The 22,392-nt window shown below is 66.1% G+C and carries 24 protein-coding genes; 5 read left to right on the top strand and 19 right to left on the bottom strand.

What is annotated here, in order from left to right; translation table 11 throughout:
- Positions 1–5: 5 nt before the first annotated feature.
- Together F7R26_RS13485 and kdsA are read left to right on the top strand one after the other, a co-directional pair.
- On the top strand, positions 6–263 hold the full coding sequence (locus F7R26_RS13485; protein ID WP_003821132.1) for a glutaredoxin family protein: 258 nt from the start codon (positions 6–8) through the stop codon (positions 261–263).
- Positions 264–464: 201 nt separating this feature from the next.
- Positions 465–1,310, top strand: coding sequence for a 3-deoxy-8-phosphooctulonate synthase (kdsA, locus tag F7R26_RS13480; RefSeq protein WP_024082531.1), 846 nt, complete (start codon positions 465–467; stop codon positions 1,308–1,310).
- A gap of 50 nt (positions 1,311–1,360) precedes the next feature.
- Here kdsA and mobH read toward each other — a convergent pair whose 3' ends face one another.
- The gene (mobH, locus tag F7R26_RS13475) at positions 1,361–3,232 is read right to left on the bottom strand and encodes a MobH family relaxase (protein WP_003821130.1); all 1,872 of its coding nucleotides are present in this window, start codon (positions 3,230–3,232) and stop codon (positions 1,361–1,363) included.
- A 316-nt stretch (positions 3,233–3,548) separates the two neighbouring features.
- On the opposite strand from mobH, the gene F7R26_RS13470 reads away from it, so the two are divergent.
- From F7R26_RS13470 to F7R26_RS13460, 3 genes are all read left to right on the top strand, one after another.
- A complete protein-coding gene (locus F7R26_RS13470; protein WP_003821129.1) occupies positions 3,549–4,175 on the top strand; it encodes an integrase in 627 nt (208 codons plus the stop codon).
- A gap of 12 nt (positions 4,176–4,187) precedes the next feature.
- On the top strand, positions 4,188–4,820 hold the full coding sequence (locus F7R26_RS13465) for an RES family NAD+ phosphorylase (protein WP_012614066.1): 633 nt from the start codon (positions 4,188–4,190) through the stop codon (positions 4,818–4,820).
- 84 nt (positions 4,821–4,904) lie between these two features.
- Positions 4,905–5,270, top strand: coding sequence for a DUF3742 family protein (locus F7R26_RS13460; protein ID WP_003821127.1), 366 nt, complete (start codon positions 4,905–4,907; stop codon positions 5,268–5,270).
- An 11-nt stretch (positions 5,271–5,281) separates the two neighbouring features.
- Here F7R26_RS13460 and F7R26_RS13455 read toward each other — a convergent pair whose 3' ends face one another.
- From F7R26_RS13455 to traD, 18 genes are all read right to left on the bottom strand, one after another.
- The gene (locus F7R26_RS13455) at positions 5,282–6,802 is read right to left on the bottom strand and encodes a conjugal transfer protein TraG N-terminal domain-containing protein (RefSeq protein ID WP_003821126.1); all 1,521 of its coding nucleotides are present in this window, start codon (positions 6,800–6,802) and stop codon (positions 5,282–5,284) included.
- A gap of 15 nt (positions 6,803–6,817) precedes the next feature.
- A complete protein-coding gene (locus tag F7R26_RS13450) occupies positions 6,818–7,189 on the bottom strand; it encodes a hypothetical protein (RefSeq protein ID WP_003821125.1) in 372 nt (123 codons plus the stop codon).
- Positions 7,186–8,583, bottom strand: coding sequence for an integrating conjugative element protein (locus F7R26_RS13445; RefSeq protein ID WP_003821123.1), 1,398 nt, complete (start codon positions 8,581–8,583; stop codon positions 7,186–7,188). The genes F7R26_RS13450 and F7R26_RS13445 overlap by 4 nt, the downstream gene beginning before the upstream one ends.
- A gap of 9 nt (positions 8,584–8,592) precedes the next feature.
- Positions 8,593–9,540: a TIGR03756 family integrating conjugative element protein gene (locus tag F7R26_RS13440; RefSeq protein ID WP_012614067.1), complete on the bottom strand. Its 948-nt coding sequence runs from the start codon at positions 9,538–9,540 to the stop codon at positions 8,593–8,595.
- On the bottom strand, positions 9,537–9,983 hold the full coding sequence (locus F7R26_RS13435) for a TIGR03757 family integrating conjugative element protein (RefSeq protein WP_003821119.1): 447 nt from the start codon (positions 9,981–9,983) through the stop codon (positions 9,537–9,539). The genes F7R26_RS13440 and F7R26_RS13435 overlap by 4 nt, the downstream gene beginning before the upstream one ends.
- A gap of 162 nt (positions 9,984–10,145) precedes the next feature.
- On the bottom strand, positions 10,146–10,640 hold the full coding sequence (locus tag F7R26_RS13430) for a JAB domain-containing protein (RefSeq protein WP_003821118.1): 495 nt from the start codon (positions 10,638–10,640) through the stop codon (positions 10,146–10,148).
- A 182-nt stretch (positions 10,641–10,822) separates the two neighbouring features.
- Positions 10,823–11,608 (bottom strand): DsbA family protein, encoded by a 786-nt coding sequence (locus F7R26_RS13425; RefSeq protein WP_012614069.1) that lies wholly within the window; start codon positions 11,606–11,608, stop codon positions 10,823–10,825.
- Between the two features lie 13 nt (positions 11,609–11,621).
- The gene (locus tag F7R26_RS13420) at positions 11,622–14,516 is read right to left on the bottom strand and encodes a conjugative transfer ATPase (RefSeq protein WP_150983180.1); all 2,895 of its coding nucleotides are present in this window, start codon (positions 14,514–14,516) and stop codon (positions 11,622–11,624) included.
- Positions 14,516–14,965 carry a TIGR03751 family conjugal transfer lipoprotein gene (locus F7R26_RS13415; RefSeq protein WP_003116807.1) on the bottom strand — a complete coding sequence of 150 codons (450 nt, stop codon included), beginning with the start codon at positions 14,963–14,965 and terminating at the stop codon, positions 14,516–14,518. Before F7R26_RS13415 ends, F7R26_RS13420 begins: the two co-directional genes overlap by 1 nt.
- Entirely contained in the window at positions 14,946–16,364 is a 1,419-nt protein-coding gene (locus F7R26_RS13410) for a TIGR03752 family integrating conjugative element protein (RefSeq protein ID WP_150983181.1), read from the bottom strand. Before F7R26_RS13410 ends, F7R26_RS13415 begins: the two co-directional genes overlap by 20 nt.
- A complete protein-coding gene (locus tag F7R26_RS13405; RefSeq protein WP_150983182.1) occupies positions 16,354–17,271 on the bottom strand; it encodes a TIGR03749 family integrating conjugative element protein in 918 nt (305 codons plus the stop codon). The genes F7R26_RS13410 and F7R26_RS13405 overlap by 11 nt, the downstream gene beginning before the upstream one ends.
- The gene (locus F7R26_RS13400; protein ID WP_150983183.1) at positions 17,268–17,960 is read right to left on the bottom strand and encodes a PFL_4703 family integrating conjugative element protein; all 693 of its coding nucleotides are present in this window, start codon (positions 17,958–17,960) and stop codon (positions 17,268–17,270) included. Before F7R26_RS13400 ends, F7R26_RS13405 begins: the two co-directional genes overlap by 4 nt.
- Complete coding sequence (locus F7R26_RS13395) at positions 17,957–18,355, bottom strand: TIGR03750 family conjugal transfer protein (protein WP_003050133.1); 399 nt, start codon at positions 18,353–18,355, stop codon at positions 17,957–17,959. Before F7R26_RS13395 ends, F7R26_RS13400 begins: the two co-directional genes overlap by 4 nt.
- 11 nt (positions 18,356–18,366) lie before the next feature.
- Positions 18,367–18,726, bottom strand: a complete 360-nt coding sequence (locus tag F7R26_RS13390) for a TIGR03745 family integrating conjugative element membrane protein (RefSeq protein ID WP_003090173.1) — start codon at positions 18,724–18,726, stop codon at positions 18,367–18,369.
- Between the two features lie 16 nt (positions 18,727–18,742).
- Positions 18,743–18,976 (bottom strand): TIGR03758 family integrating conjugative element protein, encoded by a 234-nt coding sequence (locus F7R26_RS13385; RefSeq protein WP_003050225.1) that lies wholly within the window; start codon positions 18,974–18,976, stop codon positions 18,743–18,745.
- Positions 18,973–19,356 carry an integrative conjugative element protein, RAQPRD family gene (locus F7R26_RS13380; RefSeq protein ID WP_013391806.1) on the bottom strand — a complete coding sequence of 128 codons (384 nt, stop codon included), beginning with the start codon at positions 19,354–19,356 and terminating at the stop codon, positions 18,973–18,975. The genes F7R26_RS13385 and F7R26_RS13380 overlap by 4 nt, the downstream gene beginning before the upstream one ends.
- A gap of 98 nt (positions 19,357–19,454) precedes the next feature.
- Entirely contained in the window at positions 19,455–20,204 is a 750-nt protein-coding gene (locus F7R26_RS13375; RefSeq protein WP_013391805.1) for a TIGR03747 family integrating conjugative element membrane protein, read from the bottom strand.
- Positions 20,201–22,390: a type IV conjugative transfer system coupling protein TraD gene (gene traD, locus F7R26_RS13370; RefSeq protein ID WP_124122780.1), complete on the bottom strand. Its 2,190-nt coding sequence runs from the start codon at positions 22,388–22,390 to the stop codon at positions 20,201–20,203. Before traD ends, F7R26_RS13375 begins: the two co-directional genes overlap by 4 nt.
- Between the last annotated feature and the right edge of the window lie 2 nt (positions 22,391–22,392).

Raw genomic sequence — 22,392 nt, 5'->3', positions numbered from 1 at the left:
CGACCATGAACCAAGCCAACACCCCGCGCATCCTCATCTATAGCACTCCAACTTGCCCGGACTGCCGGGCACTAAAGGAGTGGTTGTCCCAGCAGGGCATCGCGTTTGAAGAGCGCGACCTGACCGACCCGAAGATTTCCGCGGAGGCCAAGTCACGAACCGGCGTGCGCGTGGCCCCGATCACGATCGTCGGCGACGAGGTCTTCTATGGCACCTTCGCGAGCCAGAAGCCGAGGCTGATGAAGGCGCTCGGTCTTCAGTGAGCCGCTGAAGGAAGACCGTGGTCACGGGCGGAGTCGCCGGTGCGGACCCCGGTCGGACCCTGTAAGCGCTGTTGTGGACGCGTCTGCACGCAAAGCTCAAGACCGTGAGGCATTCTTCGCCGACGACGCTCGGCGCTTTCGCCTGCGGTCGTTGACATCACGAGAGGAATTTTTATGCGATCGACATCATCAGCCACCTCCCTGCACGTCGCCATTTCCGAGGGCATCACAGTCGCCAACGACCTGCCGTTCGTGCTGTTCGGCGGCATCAACGTCATCGAGGATCTCGATACGACCCTGGCTGCGGCTGAGCACTTCGCGGAGGTGACGCGCAAGCTGGGGATACCCTTCGTTTTCAAGGCGTCGTTCGACAAGGCCAATCGCTCGTCGATCCATTCTTTCCGAGGTGTCGGCCTGGAGGAAGGGCTGCGGGTCCTCGATGCGGTCAAGTCGCGGTTCGGATGCCCAGTCTTGACCGACGTGCATGAGGTTGAGCAGGCCATGCAGGTCGCTGCCGTTGCCGACGTACTGCAAGTTCCGGCCTTCCTGGCCCGGCAGACCGATCTGGTGGCCGCCATTGCCCGCACCGGTCGGGTAGTGAATGTCAAGAAGCCGCAGTTCCTCAGCCCGGGCCAGATCAGGCATGTCGTCCACAAACTGCACGAGGCTGGCAACCCGCGCGTCCTGCTGTGCGAGCGTGGCACGCAGTTCGGCTACGACAATCTCGTCGTGGACATGTTGGGCTTCCGCGAAATGAGCGTTGCCAGCAGTGGCCTGCCACTGGTGTTCGACGTAACCCATAGCCTGCAGCGGCGAGAAGCGGATGCGTTGGCTTCGGGTGGGCGTCGCCAACAGTTGCCCGAACTCGCGCGGGCCGGCATGGCGGTCGGCATTGGCGGTTTGTTCCTCGAAGCACACGCCGACCCGGCGCATGCACGTTGTGACGGACCCAGCGCTCTGCCACTGGACACGCTCGAACCGCTGCTGCGGCAGGTCAAGGCGGTGGACCAACTCGTCAAGTCGTTCGAGCCTCTTCGGATCGACTGAAGCCTGCCACCCGTTCAAACAGAACGTGTGGCACTTCCCCTCTTAGTCGGCTATTTGAGCGACAGATAAGGATTGTTCGGTGGAACGGCATCGAATATGTGCGATGGGTCTTCGAGCAAATAGCCATGCACCTGGCGCGTTTTGCGCGGTCCCATGACCTCGCACGTCCTGATGTTCAGACCCGATGGCTGTTTCCTGTGGAGTCCGAGTTTTTCAAAGCGCTTCTGCACCCACTGCCAGTCCTGCAGGGCCGCGTCCTTCGCAAGCGGCCCAATGGTTGGATGCTCTTGTGCGTAGCGCTGGAAAACACCAGGGCTGATCAGGTAAACCGTGTCGGACACGGTATGTACCAGGGCCTTGGCGTCATTGATGATGAGCTTGCGGGTCTGGACGGCCTGTTTCAGCCAGGCCATGAAATGCTCGCCCGATGGCCGCCCGGTAAATGAGGCGAAATCGTGCGGCGCAGGCGCGGCGGTCGGCGCCGAAGGACCTGGGGCCGATGCGGGAGGGTCGAGCGGCACCGCTGCATCGTCGGCACCCTCTGGCGGGGCTTCGACGGACTGCTCCGGCTCAGGCGTTGTCTCGAACATCGCCAGCATGCTTTCCAGTGGGTCGGCCGGATTGCGCTGCGTGCTGGGAGGTATGGCGTGACTTCCGCCCGACTGATCTGGACGGCTGCTTGCTGCGGGCTCCTTCTCCGTTGCCACCGCTGCTCCAGGTAGCAATGCAGCGTCGGGTGCGGACGGGCGCGGCCCGTCCTCGGCCTCGCCGGCGTTGTCCACGGTCACGGTTCCCGCAAATGGGCTGGGTCGCTCCGAGGGCTCCCAGATCAGCGCCGGGGCCAGGCGCAGGAGCGTGAAGGCATGGGACCAGCCACTCTCACTGGTAATAGTTGCGCGCCAGATGGCCTTGCCGGAGGCGGTGGGCTGCAACATGGCATGATCCTGTAGCACGTTGAACACGGCCGTGTTGTTCGCGGGGATGCCATCGACCCCCTGGGACAGCAGGTGCGCGCGCAGCTTGTCCGAGACTGTCTTGCTCACCAGCCACAGCGCGTCCTCGGTGAGCCAGCCATCGGAGGCCTCCGGCTGGTTCAGTTTCAGCTCTTCCTTGAGCAGGTAGCGCAGCCCGTTGACCAGCTTGCGTTGGAGCGAGTGCTTGGGCGCGGCCATGGCGCGCGCGGGATCGCCGCCCAGCTCCTGGGCGACGGAGGCGCGGTCGGCCTGCACGACAAGCTCGCCCAGAACCCCGGCGTGCTCGTACTGCCCAGCCAAGACGTAGAGCAGCGGCGCCCACAAGGATGGATAGCCACTGAGCCAGTCCAGCAGATCGCGATTGAGCAATTGCTGGTACAGCAAGCCTGTCGCGGCGCTATGAAGCCGGTACTCGCGGTCGTCGCGGTAGCGGAAGCGGTACGGTTGGCGCAGCGGGCCGTGCCATGGGTGCCAGGTGCTGCCGTCGGCCAGCTCGACGTGCAGATCGACGGCCACCTTGCCGATGTCATGGAGCAGTGCGGCATAGGCGACGGCCGCAGTCCAGGCTTCGGCCTGCGCCGCCTGGTCTTCGGGGCTGGCCCCGATGGGCAGCAGATGGGACTGCCGCAGCTTTAGGCTGTAGGCGACGATTTCGAGGCCATGGTCGAGCATGCCGCCCGGGTAGGCATGGTGATGCGCTTCGGAAGCCGGGAAGGCCTGGACCAGCTCGGCGTAGCGCTCCAGCGGCGCGCGGTACAGGGAGGCGAACTGCTTGCGCGAAAGCGAGGTGCGCTGCCAGATGTGTTCCAGCAGCTTCTGCCGGCGCGGGGTGGCGAGCAACGATGCGGCCGACTCCGGCCGCATCAACCCTTTCGGGAGGTCGGTGGCGGGTGCTGGCGACGGCGCGGCAGCGACCGGGGGCCGTTTTCGCTGGAACAGGGAGAGCATGTCGGTGTCCTGATGGCGGGCCGGGCGGGAGGCCTTTTGGCCTTTTCAAGGTAGGGCCTTTCCCCTTGCACCCCATTCCCTTGCCGTTTCGACCCTTTGGCCTTTAACCGTTTCGGTATAGCGGGGCCTGGGCTGCGGCTCCAGCGTCAATGCGGAACCCGCACGAATGGATTAGACGGCGACCTGGCGCTGGGCCCCGGCCTATGCTGCCGGGGCGCTACACCGCCAGGTAGGCTCCCACCCGGGCGACTAAGTTGACAAATGCGACAAAGGAGACTAGAGTGAATCCTGTCTCAAACCTACCTGGGAGCTGACCATGCCCACTGCGATCGAATTCATTGCCGACCGGCTGCCGCGAGTCACGGTGGAGGATGTGCGACGCTTCGCCGATACCGTCGAAATCCGGGATGCACCGGCGTTCGCGGCTGAGTTGCAGGCGTTCATCCACGAGCGCGTGGAGGCGGTGACGCTGCCCGCCAACCTGGAAGGTGAAACGGTGGCGCAGGCCTTGCAGCGCAAGGCGGCCGCGTTGCGCTCCGACACGCGCTGGACACCGGCTGAAACCGATGTCCAGCGAGGCCGCGCCTTGCTGCTGGAAGCCTTCAACCAGCCGGACAACCTGCCGCCTGCCGAGTTCGCCAAGCTGGCGGACAAGTCGCGCCAGCAAATCTACAAGGACATCCTCGCCCGTCGGCTGCTGGCGCTGAACGTGGGGCCGCGCGGCCAGAAGCTGCCCGACTGGCAGCTCGACCCGGTGAAGCAGCAGTTGACCCAAACCGTGCTCCAGGAGGTCGAGGGCATCGACCACTGGACGATCTACCGCGCGCTGTCCGAACCCCTCGAAGGCCTGGGTGGTCGCTCGCCCGTGGATGCGGTGACGCATGGCACGATCGATGACGTGGCCGAGGCCGTGTTCAACGTGCTGGGCGTCCAGGTGCATTGAAGCGAGACCGCCATGAGCCACGAGCTGCCTTCGTTCCTGATCGATGCCGGTGAACTGCTCCAGCATGTGAGCCGCGTCGTCTATCGGGGCAGCCCGCTGTACTATGGCCGCAGCAGCACGAATCGCTACGATGACCCAGCGGGGGCCTACGGCGTGCTCTACCTGGGGCGCGACCTGCCCACGGCGCTGATGGAGTCGGTGTTTCACAAGCACCAGTGGCTTGCGGACACGCAACGCTCGATCGCGCTGAAAGAAGTCCAAGCCCGGATGGTGCGCGCAGTAGGCGTGATGGACGACGTGTTTCTGGCCGATCTCACGGCGCAGGGCGTCATGGCGGGCTACTTCGGCCTGAACCTGGAGCAGTTGGCCAGCCGCGACTACACGCACACGCAGCGGGTGTCCGCCCAGGTGCATGCGATGCTCGGAGATGATGGCCAGGCGCTGTTCGACGGGGTGCTCTATCCGTCGCGCAACAACTATCCCGCCAAGAGCATCGCCCTGTTCGAGCGTGCGGGAGCGAAGGTTGGCGTCATCGAGGACATCGACCTGGTGGACCATGTGGACTGGCCGCGTTTCGTTGTTACCTACCGCATCGGCGTTGAACCCGACCCCGGCCCGGTGGGGCCGGATGACGAAGCGTCCTGAAGCAGCAAGAAAACACATTGAAGCCGCAAACCGAATGAAGTGGAGCAAACTGGAATAGGCATTCCTCAACAGCAGGAGACGACCATGAACACGACGACCCGCACCAGCACCGCAGAACGCCTCGGCCGCGCCTTTGGCCGCGGATGGCGTGCCTATGCGCGACGCGAACGGCGGGCGTCGAACTGGTTGGTGTCCAAGGGCATGCCGCGAGCTGGCGCTACCGCGCTCGTGTGGGTAGCCAAGCTGGCTGTACTGGGGGTGCTGCTCTACGTTGCGTTTTGGTTTGCACTCGTGATGCTGGGCGTTGCGGCGGCGGGATGGGCTGCTGCTGCAAATACTTCGGATGAGGACGAGTGGCCTTTCACCGACCTCACCGAGCTGCGCAAGACGCCGGGCTACGATCCCAACCTGTACAACGACACGTCGCACGAGTTGTACACCGACGACTGACCGGCCTCGCGCTATTTCAGTTTTCCTCCGGTGAGCGCCCCGGCACCCTTGCCGCCAGCTTGGCCGGCGCTCTTGCTGCCATCGGAAAGTCCCTGGATGACGTGCCCGGCCCGAATCCCAACCCAGGTAAGGCTCGCCAGCCAGAATCCCGGCAGAACCAGGAACATCGTGCCCATGACGAACATCAGGAGCATGTCGCCGAAGGCGTTGTTCAACCCTACCAGCGGGTCAAAGTTGGTGTGCGGCCGGTTCCAGCCAAAGCCCCAGCCATAAAGCGCGTCCAGAATCGTTGAATCGATCCAGCGTGCGAGCTGGAACCAGAAGTCCGTGAAGAACAGCGCGAACTGCACGACGCTGACGGTGACGACCGTCTTCAGGTCGTAGGTGCCCACAACCAGCACGAGCGGGATGCAGATGACCAGCGCCATCTTCAGTAAGGCGAGGATCATGGGCAGGGATTGGCGCACGACATCCATGGCAGGAAACGCGGCAATCGCGCCGACTGCCATCCCCACGTCGCCCGTGGCGCGCGTCACGATGTTCGGCAGGGTCTTGTCGATCTGGCCGCCGTAGTCCGTATAGACGCTGCCCTGGTTCAGTTTCTGCTGCCGCGGTGACGCGATGGCGCGGATCACCGAATCGTCCACCTCGGCCCGGCTGAGGAACCCGGCCCAGCCCGCCAGGCGATTCAGCAGGGTCGGGTCCACTTGCCCCAGCAGCCGCGCGCGCAGGCCGTTGCTGCCGTCTGACCACCACTGCCTGCAGGTCGGGTAGCCGCCACCATTGGCAACCTGCGCGAGGCCTGCATCGCGGGTGTCGTCATAGGGCCATGCCTCGCGCGCCGTGCTGGAGCGGTAGCTGTCGTAGTAGCCACCCGTGTCCGTGAAAAAGCGCGAGCCGATCCAGGTTACGTCGTGCATCTGCTGCTCATCGAGATCCGGGCGCTGCATGAACAATTTGGCCCGCGCAGGCCCATAGCAATCCCGCGAGAAGTCCGCGACCTCCTGAGCCAGTACCGGGTCGTCAATGCGGGTCGCGTCGATCTCCATCCTCATCTGCCGCAGGTCCGTACCGCACGGGATCGCCGCTACCGAGGCGCTCGTGACGGCGCGCGAGAGCGCGTGCATGAAAGCCCACCAGACCGGCACCTTCGCCGACTGGTTGTTGATGGTGCTGAAGGACTGCGACCAGCCGGTTTCCGTGGGCTGCGGCACGCTGACCTGGCACTGCGCCGAGCGCGAGCTGTCGTACTGGATGGTGCTGAGGTCCACGTCGATGAACGGAATGCCCGCGAACATCACCACCACGATCGCGACGAACACCCGGTTCTCGATACGGGCGGCACTCAGAACGCCTTTGTTGCCCTCGTCAGCGCCTTCCGCGCGGGCCTTCAGCCACTCCTGCACGACGATGGCGACGAAAGGCAGCGCGAACACCCCGCTGGACACCAGCACGGCCCAGATACCGTTGTTGACGATCCAGGACACGAGGGTGAGGTAGTACTCCAGATAGTCGGTCGTGAAGAGCGTCATGGCCCCGATCTCCCCTCAAGCGGCCTGCATCAACAGGCTGGCTTCCAGCGCGACGATGGCGACGACGCCGGCGACCTCGGTACGGATCAGCCGGCGCCGCGCCTGCCCATCTGTCCCGCTTTGGTCTTCGCGGGCCAGCACCCGGCGGCGCATCCAGAACCATCCATAGGCCGTTGCCGCGTACACGCACAGCCGCCAGATGAAGAAATACCCTGCGGAGGCCGCCAGCCACCGTTCCCAGCCTGCAACGCTGCCGACCAGGTTGATGCCCGCGACGTTCGCCCCCACTGCGGCGGCAACGATAAGCACCAGCCACAGCAGCGTCTTCGCCGCGCGCCGGCTGAACAACCAGCGCAGCGGCCGCCAGGCCATGCGCGCCGGGCTCATGGCCGACTCCCCGGATTGCCCTTCTGGAGCTGGTCGAGACGGTCCGGCACAGGATCGCCCTCGTAGATGCCGCGCGAACCGGCCGCGCGCGCGCCGTGGCGCTGGATGATCGCCATGGGCGAGTTGTTCGCCAGTTCGCGCCGCAGCTCCAGTTCGGTCTTGAGGTTGCGAATCTCACGGTCGAGCGTGTCGCTCTCGTGGTTCACCGCCTCCACGGCAAGTTCGTTCGCCGCGACGTTGGGCTCCTTCTTGCCCGTGAGCAGCGTGCGCTGCAGCAGCAGCGCTTTCTCCAGCACGGATGCCAGCGCGACCTCGGACGCGAGGCGCTGCGACAGCAGGTGCTGGTCGGGCTCGTCGCGCAGCGCCTCGATCACGCCGCGCGTGATCGGCAGCGACGCACTGCCAGCTTCGCGCAGGTTCTCCGGCGTCGTGTTCTTGGCCTTGGTTACCAGGTCCTGGAGCGCCTGCAGCTTGGCGTCGTACTCCTCCTGGATCAGCGGCGTGAGCCCGACGCCCGGCGTCGTCTCGGTCTTGGTGCAGGCATCGCACGTGCGCTGCTCCTTCTCGCCGAGCACGCGCGTGGCCCACTCGACGGCAGCCTGCGGCGAGGTCCAGGTCTGGCACGAGAGACTGCTGCAACTGGCCGGCGCAATGGACGAGGTGTCGGTCACGCCGCGGCCGTTGACCAGGTTGTAGCCAGCGCGGGTGACATCGCCGACGACCTTGATCGCGGGCTGGCCGGAGCCGCCCGCGTTGCTGCCCCCGACCCACGGCACGCCGTCATTGCCGCGGCGCGTCTCGGCCTGCTCGATGGCCGAGACCGCATCCGTGCTCGACACGGCATCGCGCAGCGCCAGCCCTTCGGCCATCTGGCTCCAGCCGAGTTGGCCGCCCGCCGTTTCGGCCATCTTCTCGGCCATGGCACGGCACGTCAGCTTGCTGCGGTCGAAATCCAGCCGCGCCTGCAGCACGCCATTGGTGAGCAGGTTGTACAGACCGGGATCGGCCCGCTGGATGATCAGTGCGGGCAACGATGCCACCGCACTGGTGGCACTCTGGATCACCGACGACATGATTTGCTGGAAGCCGTTGGTAATGCCGTTAAGTTGGTTCTTCAACGTGGTCTGGATGCTCATGTCGCCGCAGATCAAGTTGCTGTTCCAACCCACGCCGACACCGATGGAGCGCATGCCGGCTGCACGTCCCATCGACACGGCGTTGCCGCCACCGATCGAGTACATGACGTCATCGCCGATGACGCTGCCGCTGGTCTGGTATCCCAGTTGACCCCAGGCCACGCCGCTGCCCAGCGCGAGCGCGCCGGCCAGTGCCAGGACGATCTCCGTGCGACGTACCCGGCGGGAGAACGGATTGAATGCAGGACGGAACTTCATGGCACCCCCTCAGAGGAAATCGACGCTGCCCAGGAACACCTGGCCCCGGCGCTCGCAGCAGGCATACGGCCGCCACAGCGCCCATGCGTAGTCGCCTTGCTGGGCCTGGGTAAGGAAGCCGCTGCGCGGGAAGACCGTGCAGGACGAGGACAGGACGGGCGTGAGTTCTTGCCACTTGCCGGTCGAGGCATCGCCCTCCATCAGCGCGCCGGCCGGCCAGTAGCCGTCACGGGAGTTGGCAAGCAACGGCTGATAGACGTGGATCTGCCCGCGGCGCGTGACCACATCGCCCGCACGCTGGGCCACCACTGCGCCGGCCTTGAAGTCGTCGGTCTGGTGCAGGAAGCCGCCACGGGGATACACGTTGCCCCAGAGATTCATCGTGGTACGGGCACCGACTTCGCGCCGGCCCGGAATCAGCGCTTCCGGGTAGGCCATCTCGGGCACGTTGTAGCGCCAGGCCAGCGTATCCAGGGTGCTGAGCAAGTACGGCATAAACGCCGTGCCCGCGCCCTCACAGAAGTAGCCTGACGAAGAGACGAACTGGTTGAACACCTCTGCGCCGGGGTGACCGATGACATCCGCGTTCTTGAATTTGGCGAGGCTGTTTTCGTGATCCTCGTTCGTCGTTCCGTCGCCGCCAGCTTGGGCGGACGGGTTGGGCGTGCTCATTGCCTGGACTTCGACCCAGGGGTTTTCTCCGGTATTCGAGTACGACGACACCACTGCATCGGGGATGTAGTGGCGCACCTTGATCGACGTGCGCACGGTGCAGCCCGTCCATGTGCAGTAGAGCCAGTAGCAGATGCCGACGACGCGGTATTCGAGGCAATCGGGCGATGCCACCGAGCCGATGATGGTCGCTGTATTGAGGGCGTAGCTGCCCGTGGCGCTGAGCAGCAGCAACGAAGCCACGCCAGCGCGCAGGCGGCGCATCAGGTCGAATGGTCGGGTCACGGCTGGGTCCTCCGGTGCTGCTCGATGCGCGCGACAGCGCGAGCCACATCCGGCTCGCCATAGACCACATAGCGCCTGTCCACCACCACGGCCGGGAGGCTGGTGATGCCGAGGCTCCATGCGTCGGTAACGCCTTGGTATGCGGAAGCGATGCGTCGCTGCAGATCGGCACCGCCGCCATTCAGCCGGCGCTTGACGATGGCCGTCGCCTGTTCGGGGTCGGTGGGCAGTCCCGCGGAAAGCTCCGCTTCAATCCTGTGGGCTTCGTCCAGCTCGATCAGCCGCTCGCCGCCCATGGTCTTGACCGGGTGGCGGCTGTCGGTGACGACCACCACGTCGGCGGCGAAGGTGGCCGGGCTGAAAACGGCCAGGGCTGCCGGCAGCGCCACGGCCCGGCCGAGGGTTCGCCAGCCCGGCGCGAACCTGGAAAGGGATGCTGTCATGTCGCGTGCCCTTGAAGTTGATCAGAGCAGTAGTCAAACGCGAAGCCGACGCGGCCCCAACAAACAATGCGCATCGCGCACTGCCCGCATACCTGCTTGTCTCGCGCCCATGAAAAAGCGGAGGCCGAAGCCTCCGCGTGGATCAGGGAGCCGATGCCGTCGCTACAGCAGGCCGGATTCCGCGAACGAGTACGGCGTGCCCTGGCCGACGATGAGGTGATCCAGCACCCTCACGTCGATCAGCGACAACGCGGCCCTCAGCGTTTGGGTCAACGCACGGTCCGCGCTCGACGGCTCCGTGCAGCCCGAAGGGTGTTGGTGAGAAAAAATGACCGCTGCCGCATTCAGTTCCAAGGCACGCTGCACGATCGGACGCGCATGCACCGAGGTCGAATGGATCGTGCCTCTGAACATCGGCTCGTAGGCCAGCACCTCGTGCATGCTGTTGAGGAACACGATGGCGAAGACTTCATTGGGCTCGGCGGCCAGTTTCAGGCGCAGGTAGTCCTTGACGGCGGCAGGCCTCTCCAGGGATGGCCCCTTCTTGAAGACCCGCTGCTCCAGCAGCGCGATGGCTTGCCGGATGATCCAGTCATCGGATTGGGACATGGGGGCAAAACGTGGCTCCACGCAGGAGTCGTTGGCGACGAGAGACATGGCGGACCTCCAGAAAGTGAGCGGAGGGCGCCACCCTGGGAGGGCAAGCCCTCCTGGGGATGGAAACAGCGGAACAAGGTGCATCCATCACCGCGCGGCGGTGATTGTTCGCGGCCAGGATGCGAAAGCGAACGGGTAGCGGTCAGCGCGGCGAGCCGCGCCGTAGCCTTCAAGACCGAGGGCTACCTGGGCATGTCGCCGACAACGTCGGCAGGCATTTCGGATGTGGGGGTGGCGGGCGAACCCGGCGCGTCGCTGGCCATTTCCCCGGCCGCCAGCAGGTCCATGGCCGAGAGCAAGGCATCGCCCTCGATCGGCCCCTGCAACAGGATGGCCTGGCCCGTCTGGCGATCGAGCAGTCGCAGCGACGGCGTGGCGGTCACGCCGCTCTTGGTGGCTTCCGCGGCCTGCGCGCGGATGGCCACGTTGGGGCGCTCGCTAGCCATGCACTGTTCGATGGCTGACGTTGTTTCGGGGTAACGCAAGCCATCGGGCAAGCCCTGGCCGTCGCTGCGCGTGTGGGCATAGACCCATTCGACCGCCTGCCAGAACGCCGCATGCCCGCCCGCTTCGGCGGCGCACTCGGCCAGACGTGCCTCGGCCGACGCGGCAGGCTCGTGCGCGGCCAGCGGCTGGTGATGCCATTGCAGCGCCACGTCGGTGTTGTTGCCGACCCAGCGCTTGAGCTGCGGGAAATACTCCCGGCAGAACGGGCATTCCAGGTCGGCATAGAGCGTCAGCGTGAAACGGCCTTCCGGGTTGCCCATCTGCCAGGGTGGCCCAGCGACCTGCGCCGTGCTGACCGGCGCGCGCGACGGCGCTGAGGATTCGCCGGGCGTCCGGGACACCAGCCAGATCAGCAGCAGCGCGACCAGCGCAGCAGCCAATACCCAGGGCCAGCGAGGCCGCCAGCGGCGACGGCGGAACGCCTGGACCTGCATCGGAATGGAAGGACGTTTCTGTTCCATGGCGTTCTCCGGTTTACGACAGTTCCAGGGCCGGCGACTCGATGCCGCGGGCCTGGTCGATCTTCTCGGCCACCTTGAAAGCCGCTTCCAGTTCGGTGCAGCCGTACTGCTGCATGAGCTGGTAGCGTTCGGCCTTCTCCTCGGGTTCTGTCTGCGCGAGGGCGAGGTACAGGGACGGCGGCACGGCGCGGAACAGCACTTCCATGCTCTTGGAGAGGATGACGCCTTCGGTGAATTTCCCCGCTTCCTTGCGCGCCGAAAGCATCAGCGCCTTCTGCGCGGGCGAGAGTTCGCGGAACCGCGCGATCTTCTCAACTTCATCGGGCGGCATGCTGAGACAGATCCACCACTCGATCATGTTGAGCATGGGCTCCGCGGCGCGCGGCAGGTCGTCGATGTTCTGCGTCGCGAGCCAGAACCAGGCCCCCAATTTCCTCCACATCTTTGTAATTTTCACGACGTAGGGCGCGAGCAGCGGGTTCTTCGTGATGATGTGGCCTTCGTCGGTGACGTTGATGATCGGGCGTCCCAGGTATTGGTCGCGCTCGGCGATGTTGTTCACCGTGCTGATCAGGCTGATGTAAGCGATGGAGAGCTGCGCGTTGTAGCCCTCGCGGGCGTATGTCGCGAGGTCAACCAAGGTGATGTCGGCTTCGGGCCACGGCGTGCCGTCGCGGTCGAACATTTCGCCGTCCGTGCCTTGACAGAACATGTCCATCGCATCCGCCATCTCCAGCAGCCGCACGCGGCGCATTTCGGGCAGCGTCGGGTCCTGGCCGCGGGCGCGCAGCGCGTTGCGCACGTCGCGAGTGAGCACCGTGCGTTTGTCGGCCACGCAGTGCTCGGCGGCGTCGAGGATGCACTGACGGATCAGCGAGCGGTCAGCCCGCGTCATCCGGGCTTCCTCCTTGTCCTCGCCGCCGGTGATCATCAGCCGTGCCGTGATCTCCAACTCGCCCAACACGTCGCGCTGCTCGTCCGCCTCCATGGCCGAGGCATCTGGTGGCGGGTCTTCATCCAGCGCGTCGGCGTCGAGCGTCTGCACGTCGCTGGGCGTCTCGATCAGCCGACGCGCGTCTGCGAATGGCGCGAGGCTGATGCCCGAACCTGGGGCCAGCTTGACCCGGTTTACCGTCAGCCCGAGCATGCGTGCGAAGTCGCTGAACAGGCCGAAGCTGTTGCCAGCCTCCACGATGAACAGCCGCGGTCGGTAGATGGCCGTGACCTGGTTCAGCAGGTTGTTGAGCGTGGCGCTCTTGCCCGAGCCGGTGGGGCCGAACAGGAATAGATGGGCATTCATCTGCCTGTCTAAGCGGTTCAGCGGATCAAACGTGATCGGCCCGCCACCGCGGTTGAAGAACGTGTTGCCCGGATGGCCCGTACCCTGGCTGCGACCCCACGCCGGCGAGAGATTCGCCACATGCTGGGCGAACATCAGTTGGGTGAACCAGTTTCGCCGATCCTGCGCGGGGTTGTAGCAGCACGGTAGCCAGCGCAGATAGCTGTTGAGCGGCGCGACTTCATCGTCCTCGCGAACGGGCTGCAACCCCGCGTTGAGCATCACGTTGGCGAGGTCCAGACCGCGCCGGTCAAGCTCGGCTTCGTCGCGTCCGCGCAGATAGAAGGCCAGCGTGCCGCGGTAGAGTTTGTGCGCGCTGCCGATGAGCGAGCGCGCCTCCTGCACGTCCTTGAGCGTCTGCTCCGATGCCAGTGTTTCGCCGACTGCCTTCTTCGCCAGGTGGTTCAGGTGCGATTCGAGAATGTCCTGGGGCGTCGCCACCATGGTCAGACACATCGTCGTGTCCTCGGGCATCTGATCGAACAGCGTGTTGATCGCATCGCCCTTGCGGGTTTCGCCAGTCAGGTGTCCCGTTCCGGGCGGCATGCGCAGCCGGTCAGTGACCAACACACGGTGCGGTATGCCGTCGAAGTGCCAGGTGCCATGCTCCACGTCCGAGCGTGGCTGGCTGAAGAAAAGCCGCTGGCTAAAATCCCGCCCGCTCGCCAGTTCGATCTCGCCAGCCTCGGTGTCGGCGGGGTAGCGCGCGAACGCATAGAAGCGCTCCCGGTCCTCGACCCCAGGCCCGAGCAGCGTCGGACGCGGGTTGAACCAGCGCAGCAGCCAGTCATGGACGTCTGCCGCACCCAGGCGGCGAGCCTGGATGCCGGCGTTCGCCAGCCCGCCGCACAGGCGGTCGCAGACGATGTTCAGCATCTGCTCGGGTGTCTGGCCCCGGCGGTTTGCCTGGCCCTGTCCTTGTCCGGTCACGCGGCGATAGACGACCATGCGCACACGCCTCGTCTGGCCGCGCCAGCGCAAGCGTGTGACCACCGTGTCCTGGAACAAGCCACCGGGCTTGGCCACCGCGCGCAGATGGTGGGCAAAGAACCGCAGGTAGAACTCCGTGAACACCGTGCCACGGGCGCGCGGCTGCACGTAGTCGCGCAACGTCTGCATGTACTGGTCGAAGCTCGGTTCGTCCTGGGCGTAGAGCTGCAACACCCAGGGGTTCTCGTCCAGTTCATCGAAGCTGTCCTGGAGCGCGTTTTCTAAGGCGTCGCGGGCGTGCGCGAGCCAGCCGGGTTCCCGGCCCTCGGTCCCCAGCGGCACCAGCTCGAAGAAGGCGGCCACCGATTGGCCGTCCTCCAGGAGCATCGATTTCGACTCGGGCAAGAACTCCACCCAGGGCAGCAGTTCCACGAAGGACGGTGCGACGTCGTACAGCGCCTGCTCGTCGGCCTCCGTCGCCGGCTTGCGGCCCCGGACTGCCGAGCCGGGTTCGGGGATGCCGACCTGCCGCAAGGCCTCGACGTGGCGCTGCCAGCCGTCCGGCTGCTCATCATCACCAGCGCCGGATGCGGCCAGCTTCGGCGCGGCCGGCTTAGGCCAGGGAAGTTTCCACCGCATCAGTAGGCCTCCACGCGCTCGCCTGGCATGGCGTACTGGATGCGCTGGTTGAGCGGGAAGACCGTCGTGTAGCCCGGCACCGGCACGGGGTCCGTGCCCGCCAGGTGCGGATACACGTACATGACGAGATCGGGATTGGGCAGACGCTGGAACTGGCGGTGGACCTCATTGCGCGCGGTGCGCGTGTAGCGCATCTGCTCGACGGGTGCGACCTGCACGTCGGCGTCGGTCAGGGGCCGACGCAGGCTCTGGCGCGCATCGAGCAGCTGGCGGCCGGCGTTCCGTCCGGCTGCGCCACCGCCGTCGCCGGCCTCCTGCTGCCAGATGTCCATCATCGTGCGGTCACCGTGGGTCAGCAGCTTTTCCTTGCTGGTGGCGCAGCCGCCAAGCACCGCGACGGCGAGGGCCAGTGCCAGGCCACGGGCCAGGTTAGTCAAGTTCGAGTGCATGGCTTTCTCCTGCGCGGTGATCGACCTTGCGGCCTTCGGGATCGAAGTCGATGGCGAGCGGCTTTTCGAGGTGGACGGCAACCTTGGCGCCGGGCTGCACATAGACGGCGGCGAAAGCCTGTCCGTAGAGCTTGTTGACCCAGGTCGACATGTCCCGGACGCCGCCCGCGAGGATCTGGCCGACTGCTTCCTTGCCGCTGATGCCCACGGTGCCGATGGCGCCGTCCGAGCCGACGTAGGACATGCGGCCGCTGTCGCTCTCGATGAGCGAGGCCACGCCGGCTCCGGCCGCGGTGATCAGAGCTTGCGACCCGAGGTACTGCTGGGCGTTGCTGCGCCGTTCGCCGCTGACGCACGGGATGCCGTGCGGGTCGCTGATCCAGCCCAGGCCGTCGCGCTGCTGGTTGTTCTGCTGGTTGCCTTCGCGGTCTTCGGGAATCGTGCGGATCGTGCCGTCGTTGAAGACGAAGGTGATGCTGCGAACCTGGCCGCGCACGCACGAGAGCGTCCAGTCGCCCGATGCGGTTCCGGAGAACACCGCGCCGGCCACGTCGGGAATGTCGATGCCGTTGGCAGTCAGATTGTCCGGCCCGACCAGCACCTTGAAGGGGTACGGATCGTTCACCGTCCCGTCGATCGGCACGCGCCCAATCAGCGCCGTCATCGCCACGGAGCCCATCAGTGTCGAGTTGGTCGGCACGGTATAGACCGGCTTGGCGCTCTTGACGCCTGCCGCACCTGCGCCGGCGTTCGCCACGGTTTCCGCGGTGGTTTCCAGTGTGCTTTGTGCCGGGCCGAAGCTCGTCGGGAAGCTCATGCCGCTGCCTGCGCCACGACTGCCATTGCGGCCCTCGGCCTTCTTCGCGTCGTCCGGTTCGACCCAGCGCATGCCGCCTTCCATGCCGGCCTCGTCGCCGCCGCGCAGCCCCAGGCCCACCGGCAGATCAGCGTGACCGCCGCCGCGCCCGCCAATGCTGTCCAGGCGCCGCTGCAGGTCGGCGAGCAGCCCCTCGGTCTGCTGGCGCGCGCTGGCCGCCTGTTCCTGGTCGCGGCGCAGGTTGGAGCGCTCGGATTCGAGGGCCGAATTGATGCGCTGATCAATGGAGTTCTCCCGCTGGCGCAGCCGCTGGTTTTCCTCGCGCTGCGACTTGTTGTCGGTCAGCGCGGTCTGAAGCTCGGTGCGCAACTGTTTCACCTGGGCGACGAGCGTTGCCACGGTATCGCGCGGGGTATCGCCTTCGATGCCCAACGCCTTCATTTCCTCGGGCGTGAGCTTGGAGCCAGCATCCGCGGCGGGCGGTGCCGACGTGCTTCCACCGGAGAACAGCCGGATGGCAACGAACAGCACCAGCAAGGCGACCGGGATCATCAGCCACTTGAGCAAGCCGTTACTGCGCATGGCGGGCCTCCTTGCCATCGTCGGCTTCAGCTTCCCGCTGCGGCAGATGCACGGCCGGGTCGAAGCGGTGGATCGCCGGCAGCAGCGATTGCGCGAGGCCGTGCCCGCGCGTCACCAGGTACAGGACGGTCGTGTCCTCGGGCGTCCCGCGCGGTCCGAGCGCTTCGTGCTGGAAGGTGGCGGTGAGGAAATCGCCTTGCAGCACGCGCGGGTCGAGCGTGACCCAGCCGCTGCTGCTGTTGGTCAGGCGCACGGCAGTGACCCACTGGTCCTCCAGGCGCCACGACGCGAGTGCGACCGCGCGCACGGGCAGCGTTGGCATCAGTGTGTCCAGGTCGAGGTCACGGCGCAGGTTCACCCGCATGACGCCAGGCAGCGACTCCACAGTGCGCAGCGGCGCGTAGAGGTTCTGCGCGGCGAAGCGCGTCAGGACGACCGGAACCGGGGTTTCGCGCCGGGTCGCCCGCGTACCTGCTTGGTCCTGGGCGCGTGCCGGGGCCTCATCGGCACCGCCTGGCTGATCGCCGTAGCGCGCAGGGGTGCTGCTGCCCTCGACGATGCGCACCGGCTCCAGCTCGGCTTCGCCGTCTTTGGGCGGCTCGGCCGCAATGTCGAGCAGGATCAGCGCGCCCGTGTCGGCGTCCTGCAATTGCAGCCGCGTGGGCTCGATCGGCTCGCTGGCGCGCAGGTACACCGCGCCACCTGCGCTCTGCACGCGCAGGCGTTCGCCCACGCCTGCGGGCACGCCCACGCGGACGTTCCGGTCGATGAACACGATGCGCTCCTGGCCGACCTTCAGCGGCACCGCCAGCGGCATGCGTTCCCACCGCAGAATCTCCACAGCATGGGAGACGGGTGCCGCGGCCACGGCCAGCAGCCCCAGCAGCACGAGTACAGGATGCTTCATGGGGTGTTTCCTCCTTGGGGCGCTTGCGGAGACAGGCCGCCAGGTGCCGGGCGAGTCGGCTCCGGTGCGCTGATGCGCTGGGGCGCGCCGTCGTAGCAGTCCAGCGCCAGGCCGAAGGGGTTGCGGGCGGGATCGACGTCCACCCGCGTGACCTTCACCGGGTAGCGCACGAGCGCGCGCTTGACCTGCTCGGCGCCGTAGTACTCGTCGGCGGTGATGTCGAGCGTCACCACCCAGTCGCGGTCGGAGACCACGCGCACGCGCGCCGTGGGGTCGTCGCCGTAGCCGCGGCCGGGGATCTCATAAATCCCGCGCACGCGCTGGCGCAGCTCGCCCGTGGAACGGCGGTAGTCGTAGTCCGCGCGCAGGAAGGCCTGGCAGGACGGGGTAAGGTACGGCGAGAGCGTGTGGAGGTTGCGCGAGTAGTCTTCCTCGCCATTGGTTGGCCAGCGGTTCAGCGTCTGGAACACGTAGAACGTGAACGCATAGACCGATTCGGGCGGCACTTCCCACCACTTGCGGGTACTGCCAGAGCGCAGGTCGGGCGGGACGTGGATGGTCAGGTCGCGCGGCGCGCTCCACCAGCCGCCGCCCATGACCAGGGCGACGACGACCAGCGCGCCCGCGGCCAGCCGCAAGGTCTTGATGTGCGCCTGCAGGTGGGTGATCTCGTTTTTGAAGCGGCTCATCGCATGCTCCTGCGGGTGGACCAGAAGCCCGAGCGCGAGATCAGCACATGGCCACCCACCCAGCCGGCCATCAGCGGATGGCGCGTGGCGATGCGCCATTGCAGTTGCCGATACAGCCAGGTGTCGGGACGCCCACGCTTGAGGCGGCGCAGGATGCCGCCGCCGATGAAGACGCCGAGCGCCACGCCCAGGACGACGAAGGTCGGCGCCAGCGCGATCGTGCGGAACACCCAGGACAGCGGCGCGCCGACCAGCAGGCCGGCGGCACCGGACAGGCCGCAGCAAATCCAGAGTTCGTCAGCGGTGAGGCCGCGCACCACAACGGGATGGCGGTTGAGCCGGTGCGGAAGGAAGGTGACCGTTCCGTCCGCACGGACGTGCTGCTGCTCGGACATACCGGCCTCGCTTACAGGATGCCGGTGGCTTCGGTGAGCAGCCAGATGCCGATCACAAGCAGCACGGCGCCGATAGCGACCGTGAGGCCGAACTGGCCCCACGTCTTGCGGCCGGTGTGGATCTCCGCGTAGGTCCCGTAGGCGTGGTAGCAGACGCCGATGAACATCGACGCCACCACCAGCAGGGCCACGAGCATGATGATGTCGTAGCCGTAGTTGCGGATCGTCTCCATGATGCCGTTGCCGGTGCCGCGCGTGGGGTTCTCCAATTGCGGCAGACCTTGCGCGAACGACAGCGCCGGCAGCGCGGCGGCGCCCAGGGCCACGGCGGCGCGCTGGGCAAAACGGGAAGTGAGGTTGCGGTTGTGCATGGTCGGGCCTTTCAGGTCAGGACAGAAGGAAGAAACTCAGGACGAGGTACATCGCGACGAAGCGGATGCAGACGCCGAGGAACTGGCGCTGGTTGAGGCGGCTCTCGGACCACCCCACGTAGGCCGTTCGGATGGCCCAGACGCCCCACACGAGCAGGACCGCGAACACGACGCCGACCAGAACGGTCGCCATCGCGGAAGGCGCGATACCGCTGTTGGCTTGAAATGCCGAGACCTGGGCGCCGTTCATTGCTTGCCCTCCGCAGTCGTCGCCGGCAGCGGCTCGGTCGCCCGTTCGGTGCGGTATTCGCCGGCCAGTTCGGAGGGGGCGCGCGGTTGAGCGCGCGATGGCGTCAGGTGAAATTGGATGCCGGCGCGCACGCGCGCCAAGTCAGCCTGGAGCCGCGGGTAATCGAAGTGGTAGCGCTCGCCCGGTGTGATGGGGGTATGCGCGGCGCTGTCCGCGACGGTGCGTTCCAGCGCGTCGAGCTGGCGCAGCGCGGCGACCAACTCCTGGCGCTGCGCCGGGGACTCGGCCAAGGCCATCGGGGACCGGCCCAGCACGAGGGCCGTCACGAGAAAAGTGGGCACGCCGCGATGCGCGGCGCGCAGCCAGATCGAAGCCAACATCGCGCCATTCCTGTGTGATCAGCAATGGGTTGATCGTGGAGATCAGGGCTGTTTCAGGCCGCAAACAATAGGAACCCGGAAGCGACCGGATTGATGGCCTAGAGGTACTTTTTGAAGCTGCCCGCGGTCAGGCTCACGGCCAGTCCCAGCAAGGCTGCGCTGGGCAGCAGGATCAGCAGCGGATGCACCGAGATCGGCAGCGCGAGGTAGGTGATCCAGGGCAGCACGGCCAGCGGCATCAGGCTCGCTTTCGCGCGGTGGTAGATGAAGCCGGATTCCCGGCCCGCGCCGAACCGCCGCACGTCCCGCCGCACCAGGCCGTCGATCAGGCCGACGAATGCCGCAGTGAGGATCAGCGGCAGCGTGAGCACCAGGACCAGCAGGCGCACGAGGAACGTGAGCGTCGTGAAGGCCGCGGCGATCAGGTAGCTCTCGGCCCAGACATAGGCCTGGCTGATGTAATAGCGGAAGTTGCGCGTCGGCTCGCGGCTGGGCGCACGGGCGCGCTCGGCGGTCTGGCTCATGCGCTCCAGCAACCCCGAGCGCACGAACACCCACCCGTACCCGGTATCCACCAGCTCGTGCGCCGTGCGCCCGGGCTCCTGCACCACCACGCTGCGCGTGAAGTGGTTCGACAGGTGCCCGAGTTCGTACTGCAGCATCTGCTGGGAGTGGCGCCAGCCCTGGTCCTTCCAGAACAGGTGCATGCCGACGCACTCCACCACGATCGAGAACAGCAGCGAACCGATCAGCACCCCGAGCAGCCTGAACGGCAAGGTGATGGTGCCGACGATCAGCCCCTGGCGCTGGTTCTGCTCCCGCTGCGCGGTCGAGGCGGCATCCTTCATGGTGCGGCCTCGCCGGTGCTGTCGTCGGCGCCGGTGGCCACCGCGTCAGGCTTGGCCGGAGCGGCGTCATCCAGCAGGTCGTCGGGCAAGGCAGCCTCCTGCAAGGCTGGGGAACTGGTGAACTCCCACCATTGCGTGGCCTCGCTGTAGCTCTGACGCATGTACCCAGCCAGTTGCTGCAAGTCCGCCGGCATCACTTCATCGGGGTCAGGCGCTGGCAGTGGCATCCGGACCTTCCAGAGCTGACCACCCTGCAGCAGCGCGAAGCATTGGCCTTTGGGCAGGCCGACGACGTGGGATGGCTCGATCATCGGCACGCTCGACATGCTGATGCGGTCTTGCGTGTTGCTGGTGAAGTCCGTCGTCCCGCGGATGTCCGAGGCATCGGTCGCGCCGGAGACGATGGTGGTGGTATAGACCTCCACCTTGGGCAATTGACGGGTCAACAATTCCGCGGTGGCGGTTTCCCGAACCCGCAGCATGAACAGGTTGTTGAAGTTGCCGATCACCTGGCCGGCCTTCGCGCGGTTGCCGATGCGGGCCTCGATGTCCGAGAGCGTCTGCGTATACGCGGTCACCTGCAGCCCGGCACCGCCGCCCTTGTTGATAAGGGGGATGAACTCGTCGCCCATCAGTTCGTTGAACTCGTCGGCATGGACGTTGATGGGAATGCGCGTGCCAGCCGAGGCACCCGGCAGGCCGTCGTCGATCCCGTGCTTGTAGATGTGCCCGGCTACCGACACCAGGTCGGAGAACATGGAGTTGCCGACCGCCGCGGCGACTTCAGCATCCGACAGCGCATCCAGGCCGACATAGACCACGGCGCGCTTCCTGATGACTTGCATCCAGTCGAAGATCGGGCGCGCGTCAGACAGGTCGGAGTAATTCGGCGCCAGGAGTTGGGCGATCTTGCCGCTGGTGAGCTTTTCCAGCAGCGGCAGCAGCGATGCAACGATCTTGTCGAAGTAGGTCTTGTCGTAGCGCACCGCCGAGCGCAGGCCATCGAGCACAGGGTCGTAGTTGCGCGCCTGGGAGAGGTATTGCTCCAGCGCCACCACACGCTTCTCGCGCCCGATCATGTTCCTTGGGATGTTCTTCTCGTTGAGCTTGGCCTCGATCTGGACGATCACCTCCCAGGTCTTGGGCTCGGTCTTGGCGAAGTAGTGTTGGGCGTACTCCATGAACAGCGCGTCGATGTTGATTACGTGCCGCTGGATCAGCATGTAGTCCGGGCGCTGCCCCAGTTCCACCAATGCGCGCGCAATGATGTTGACGAAGCGCCATGCGAACTCGCGGAACGCTGCACTGTTGCCCTCGCCGGAGAGTTGCCCGGCAATGCGCGTGGCGACTTCACTGATGCGTCCGAAGCGCCCCACCGCGTTGTAGCGTGCAGAGAACTCGGGCCAGCCGAGGTGAAAGACGTAGAACTCGCCCTCGCGACCCGCTCGCTTGGCTTCGACGTACATGCGTTTCAAGAGATCCGCGTCGCCCTTGGGGTCGATGACGATCACGACCTCATGCTCACCGTCTGCATTCGTGCGACGGATGTCCTGGGTGACGAACAACTCGGCCAGCCGCGTCTTCCCCACGCGCGTGGTGCCCAGCACCAGCGAATGGCCGACGCGCTCACCCAGTGGCAGGCTGACGTCGACCTCGTCGGGTTCGATGCCGTGCAATCGCGGCAGGCCGCCTACCGGTGGCAGTGGCCGCACGGGGTTGAATGACACATCCCAGCCCGTGAGCCGTACGAGGCGAGACAGTGGAAACGGTGCGAACTCCAGCCGCTCCTCCAGGCGTCGCGCCAGCCGGTATGCCGGTGTTGGCTCGACGTAGCGGCGAAATTCCGGCCGGTACGTCTGCATCAGCCTGTGGGTGTGCTTCTGTTCCCACAGGAAACCGCGCCCCACGAACAGGCGCTGCTGGCTGACCGGCACGTCCCTGCTCGTCATCACGTAGCGCGGCAGGCGCCGGATGTTGCGGCGGTAGCGCAGGATCACCCGCGCATCGCGGTAGCGGATCGCGCCATAGGCGCCGAACGCCAGTGCGGCACCGACGCCCATGGCTGGGCTCAGCGCGAGCGACCACGGGGCCACCAGGGACAGAAACGCGGCGCCCGCACATGCCGCGACGGTGTATAGCTCCACCGCTGGGCGCAACAGGACTTCGACGGGCTGTTTCCCCGACATGG

Origin of the sequence: Cupriavidus basilensis, from assembly GCF_008801925.2 — a bacterium.
Classification (GTDB): Bacteria; Pseudomonadota; Gammaproteobacteria; order Burkholderiales; family Burkholderiaceae; genus Cupriavidus; species Cupriavidus basilensis.
This window is presented reverse-complemented; position numbering and strand designations above follow the sequence as displayed.

What these genes read in the sequence shown, in the direction of transcription:
- F7R26_RS13485 (WP_003821132.1), top strand. Translation starts at nt 6, where the DNA reads ATGAACCAAGCCAACACCCCGCGCATCCTCATCTATAGCACTCCAACT.
- mobH (WP_003821130.1), bottom strand. Translation starts at nt 3,232, where the DNA reads ATGCTCTCCCTGTTCCAGCGAAAACGGCCCCCGGTCGCTGCCGCGCCG.
- F7R26_RS13470 (WP_003821129.1), top strand. Translation starts at nt 3,549, where the DNA reads ATGCCCACTGCGATCGAATTCATTGCCGACCGGCTGCCGCGAGTCACG.
- F7R26_RS13465 (WP_012614066.1), top strand. Translation starts at nt 4,188, where the DNA reads ATGAGCCACGAGCTGCCTTCGTTCCTGATCGATGCCGGTGAACTGCTC.
- F7R26_RS13460 (WP_003821127.1), top strand. Translation starts at nt 4,905, where the DNA reads ATGAACACGACGACCCGCACCAGCACCGCAGAACGCCTCGGCCGCGCC.
- F7R26_RS13455 (WP_003821126.1), bottom strand. Translation starts at nt 6,802, where the DNA reads ATGACGCTCTTCACGACCGACTATCTGGAGTACTACCTCACCCTCGTG.
- F7R26_RS13450 (WP_003821125.1), bottom strand. Translation starts at nt 7,189, where the DNA reads ATGAGCCCGGCGCGCATGGCCTGGCGGCCGCTGCGCTGGTTGTTCAGC.
- F7R26_RS13445 (WP_003821123.1), bottom strand. Translation starts at nt 8,583, where the DNA reads ATGAAGTTCCGTCCTGCATTCAATCCGTTCTCCCGCCGGGTACGTCGC.
- F7R26_RS13435 (WP_003821119.1), bottom strand. Translation starts at nt 9,983, where the DNA reads ATGACAGCATCCCTTTCCAGGTTCGCGCCGGGCTGGCGAACCCTCGGC.
- F7R26_RS13430 (WP_003821118.1), bottom strand. Translation starts at nt 10,640, where the DNA reads ATGTCTCTCGTCGCCAACGACTCCTGCGTGGAGCCACGTTTTGCCCCC.
- F7R26_RS13425 (WP_012614069.1), bottom strand. Translation starts at nt 11,608, where the DNA reads ATGGAACAGAAACGTCCTTCCATTCCGATGCAGGTCCAGGCGTTCCGC.
- F7R26_RS13420 (WP_150983180.1), bottom strand. Translation starts at nt 14,516, where the DNA reads ATGCGGTGGAAACTTCCCTGGCCTAAGCCGGCCGCGCCGAAGCTGGCC.
- F7R26_RS13415 (WP_003116807.1), bottom strand. Translation starts at nt 14,965, where the DNA reads ATGCACTCGAACTTGACTAACCTGGCCCGTGGCCTGGCACTGGCCCTC.
- F7R26_RS13410 (WP_150983181.1), bottom strand. Translation starts at nt 16,364, where the DNA reads ATGCGCAGTAACGGCTTGCTCAAGTGGCTGATGATCCCGGTCGCCTTG.
- F7R26_RS13405 (WP_150983182.1), bottom strand. Translation starts at nt 17,271, where the DNA reads ATGAAGCATCCTGTACTCGTGCTGCTGGGGCTGCTGGCCGTGGCCGCG.
- F7R26_RS13400 (WP_150983183.1), bottom strand. Translation starts at nt 17,960, where the DNA reads ATGAGCCGCTTCAAAAACGAGATCACCCACCTGCAGGCGCACATCAAG.
- F7R26_RS13395 (WP_003050133.1), bottom strand. Translation starts at nt 18,355, where the DNA reads ATGTCCGAGCAGCAGCACGTCCGTGCGGACGGAACGGTCACCTTCCTT.
- F7R26_RS13390 (WP_003090173.1), bottom strand. Translation starts at nt 18,726, where the DNA reads ATGCACAACCGCAACCTCACTTCCCGTTTTGCCCAGCGCGCCGCCGTG.
- F7R26_RS13385 (WP_003050225.1), bottom strand. Translation starts at nt 18,976, where the DNA reads ATGAACGGCGCCCAGGTCTCGGCATTTCAAGCCAACAGCGGTATCGCG.
- F7R26_RS13380 (WP_013391806.1), bottom strand. Translation starts at nt 19,356, where the DNA reads ATGTTGGCTTCGATCTGGCTGCGCGCCGCGCATCGCGGCGTGCCCACT.
- F7R26_RS13375 (WP_013391805.1), bottom strand. Translation starts at nt 20,204, where the DNA reads ATGAAGGATGCCGCCTCGACCGCGCAGCGGGAGCAGAACCAGCGCCAG.
- traD (WP_124122780.1), bottom strand. Translation starts at nt 22,390, where the DNA reads ATGTCGGGGAAACAGCCCGTCGAAGTCCTGTTGCGCCCAGCGGTGGAG.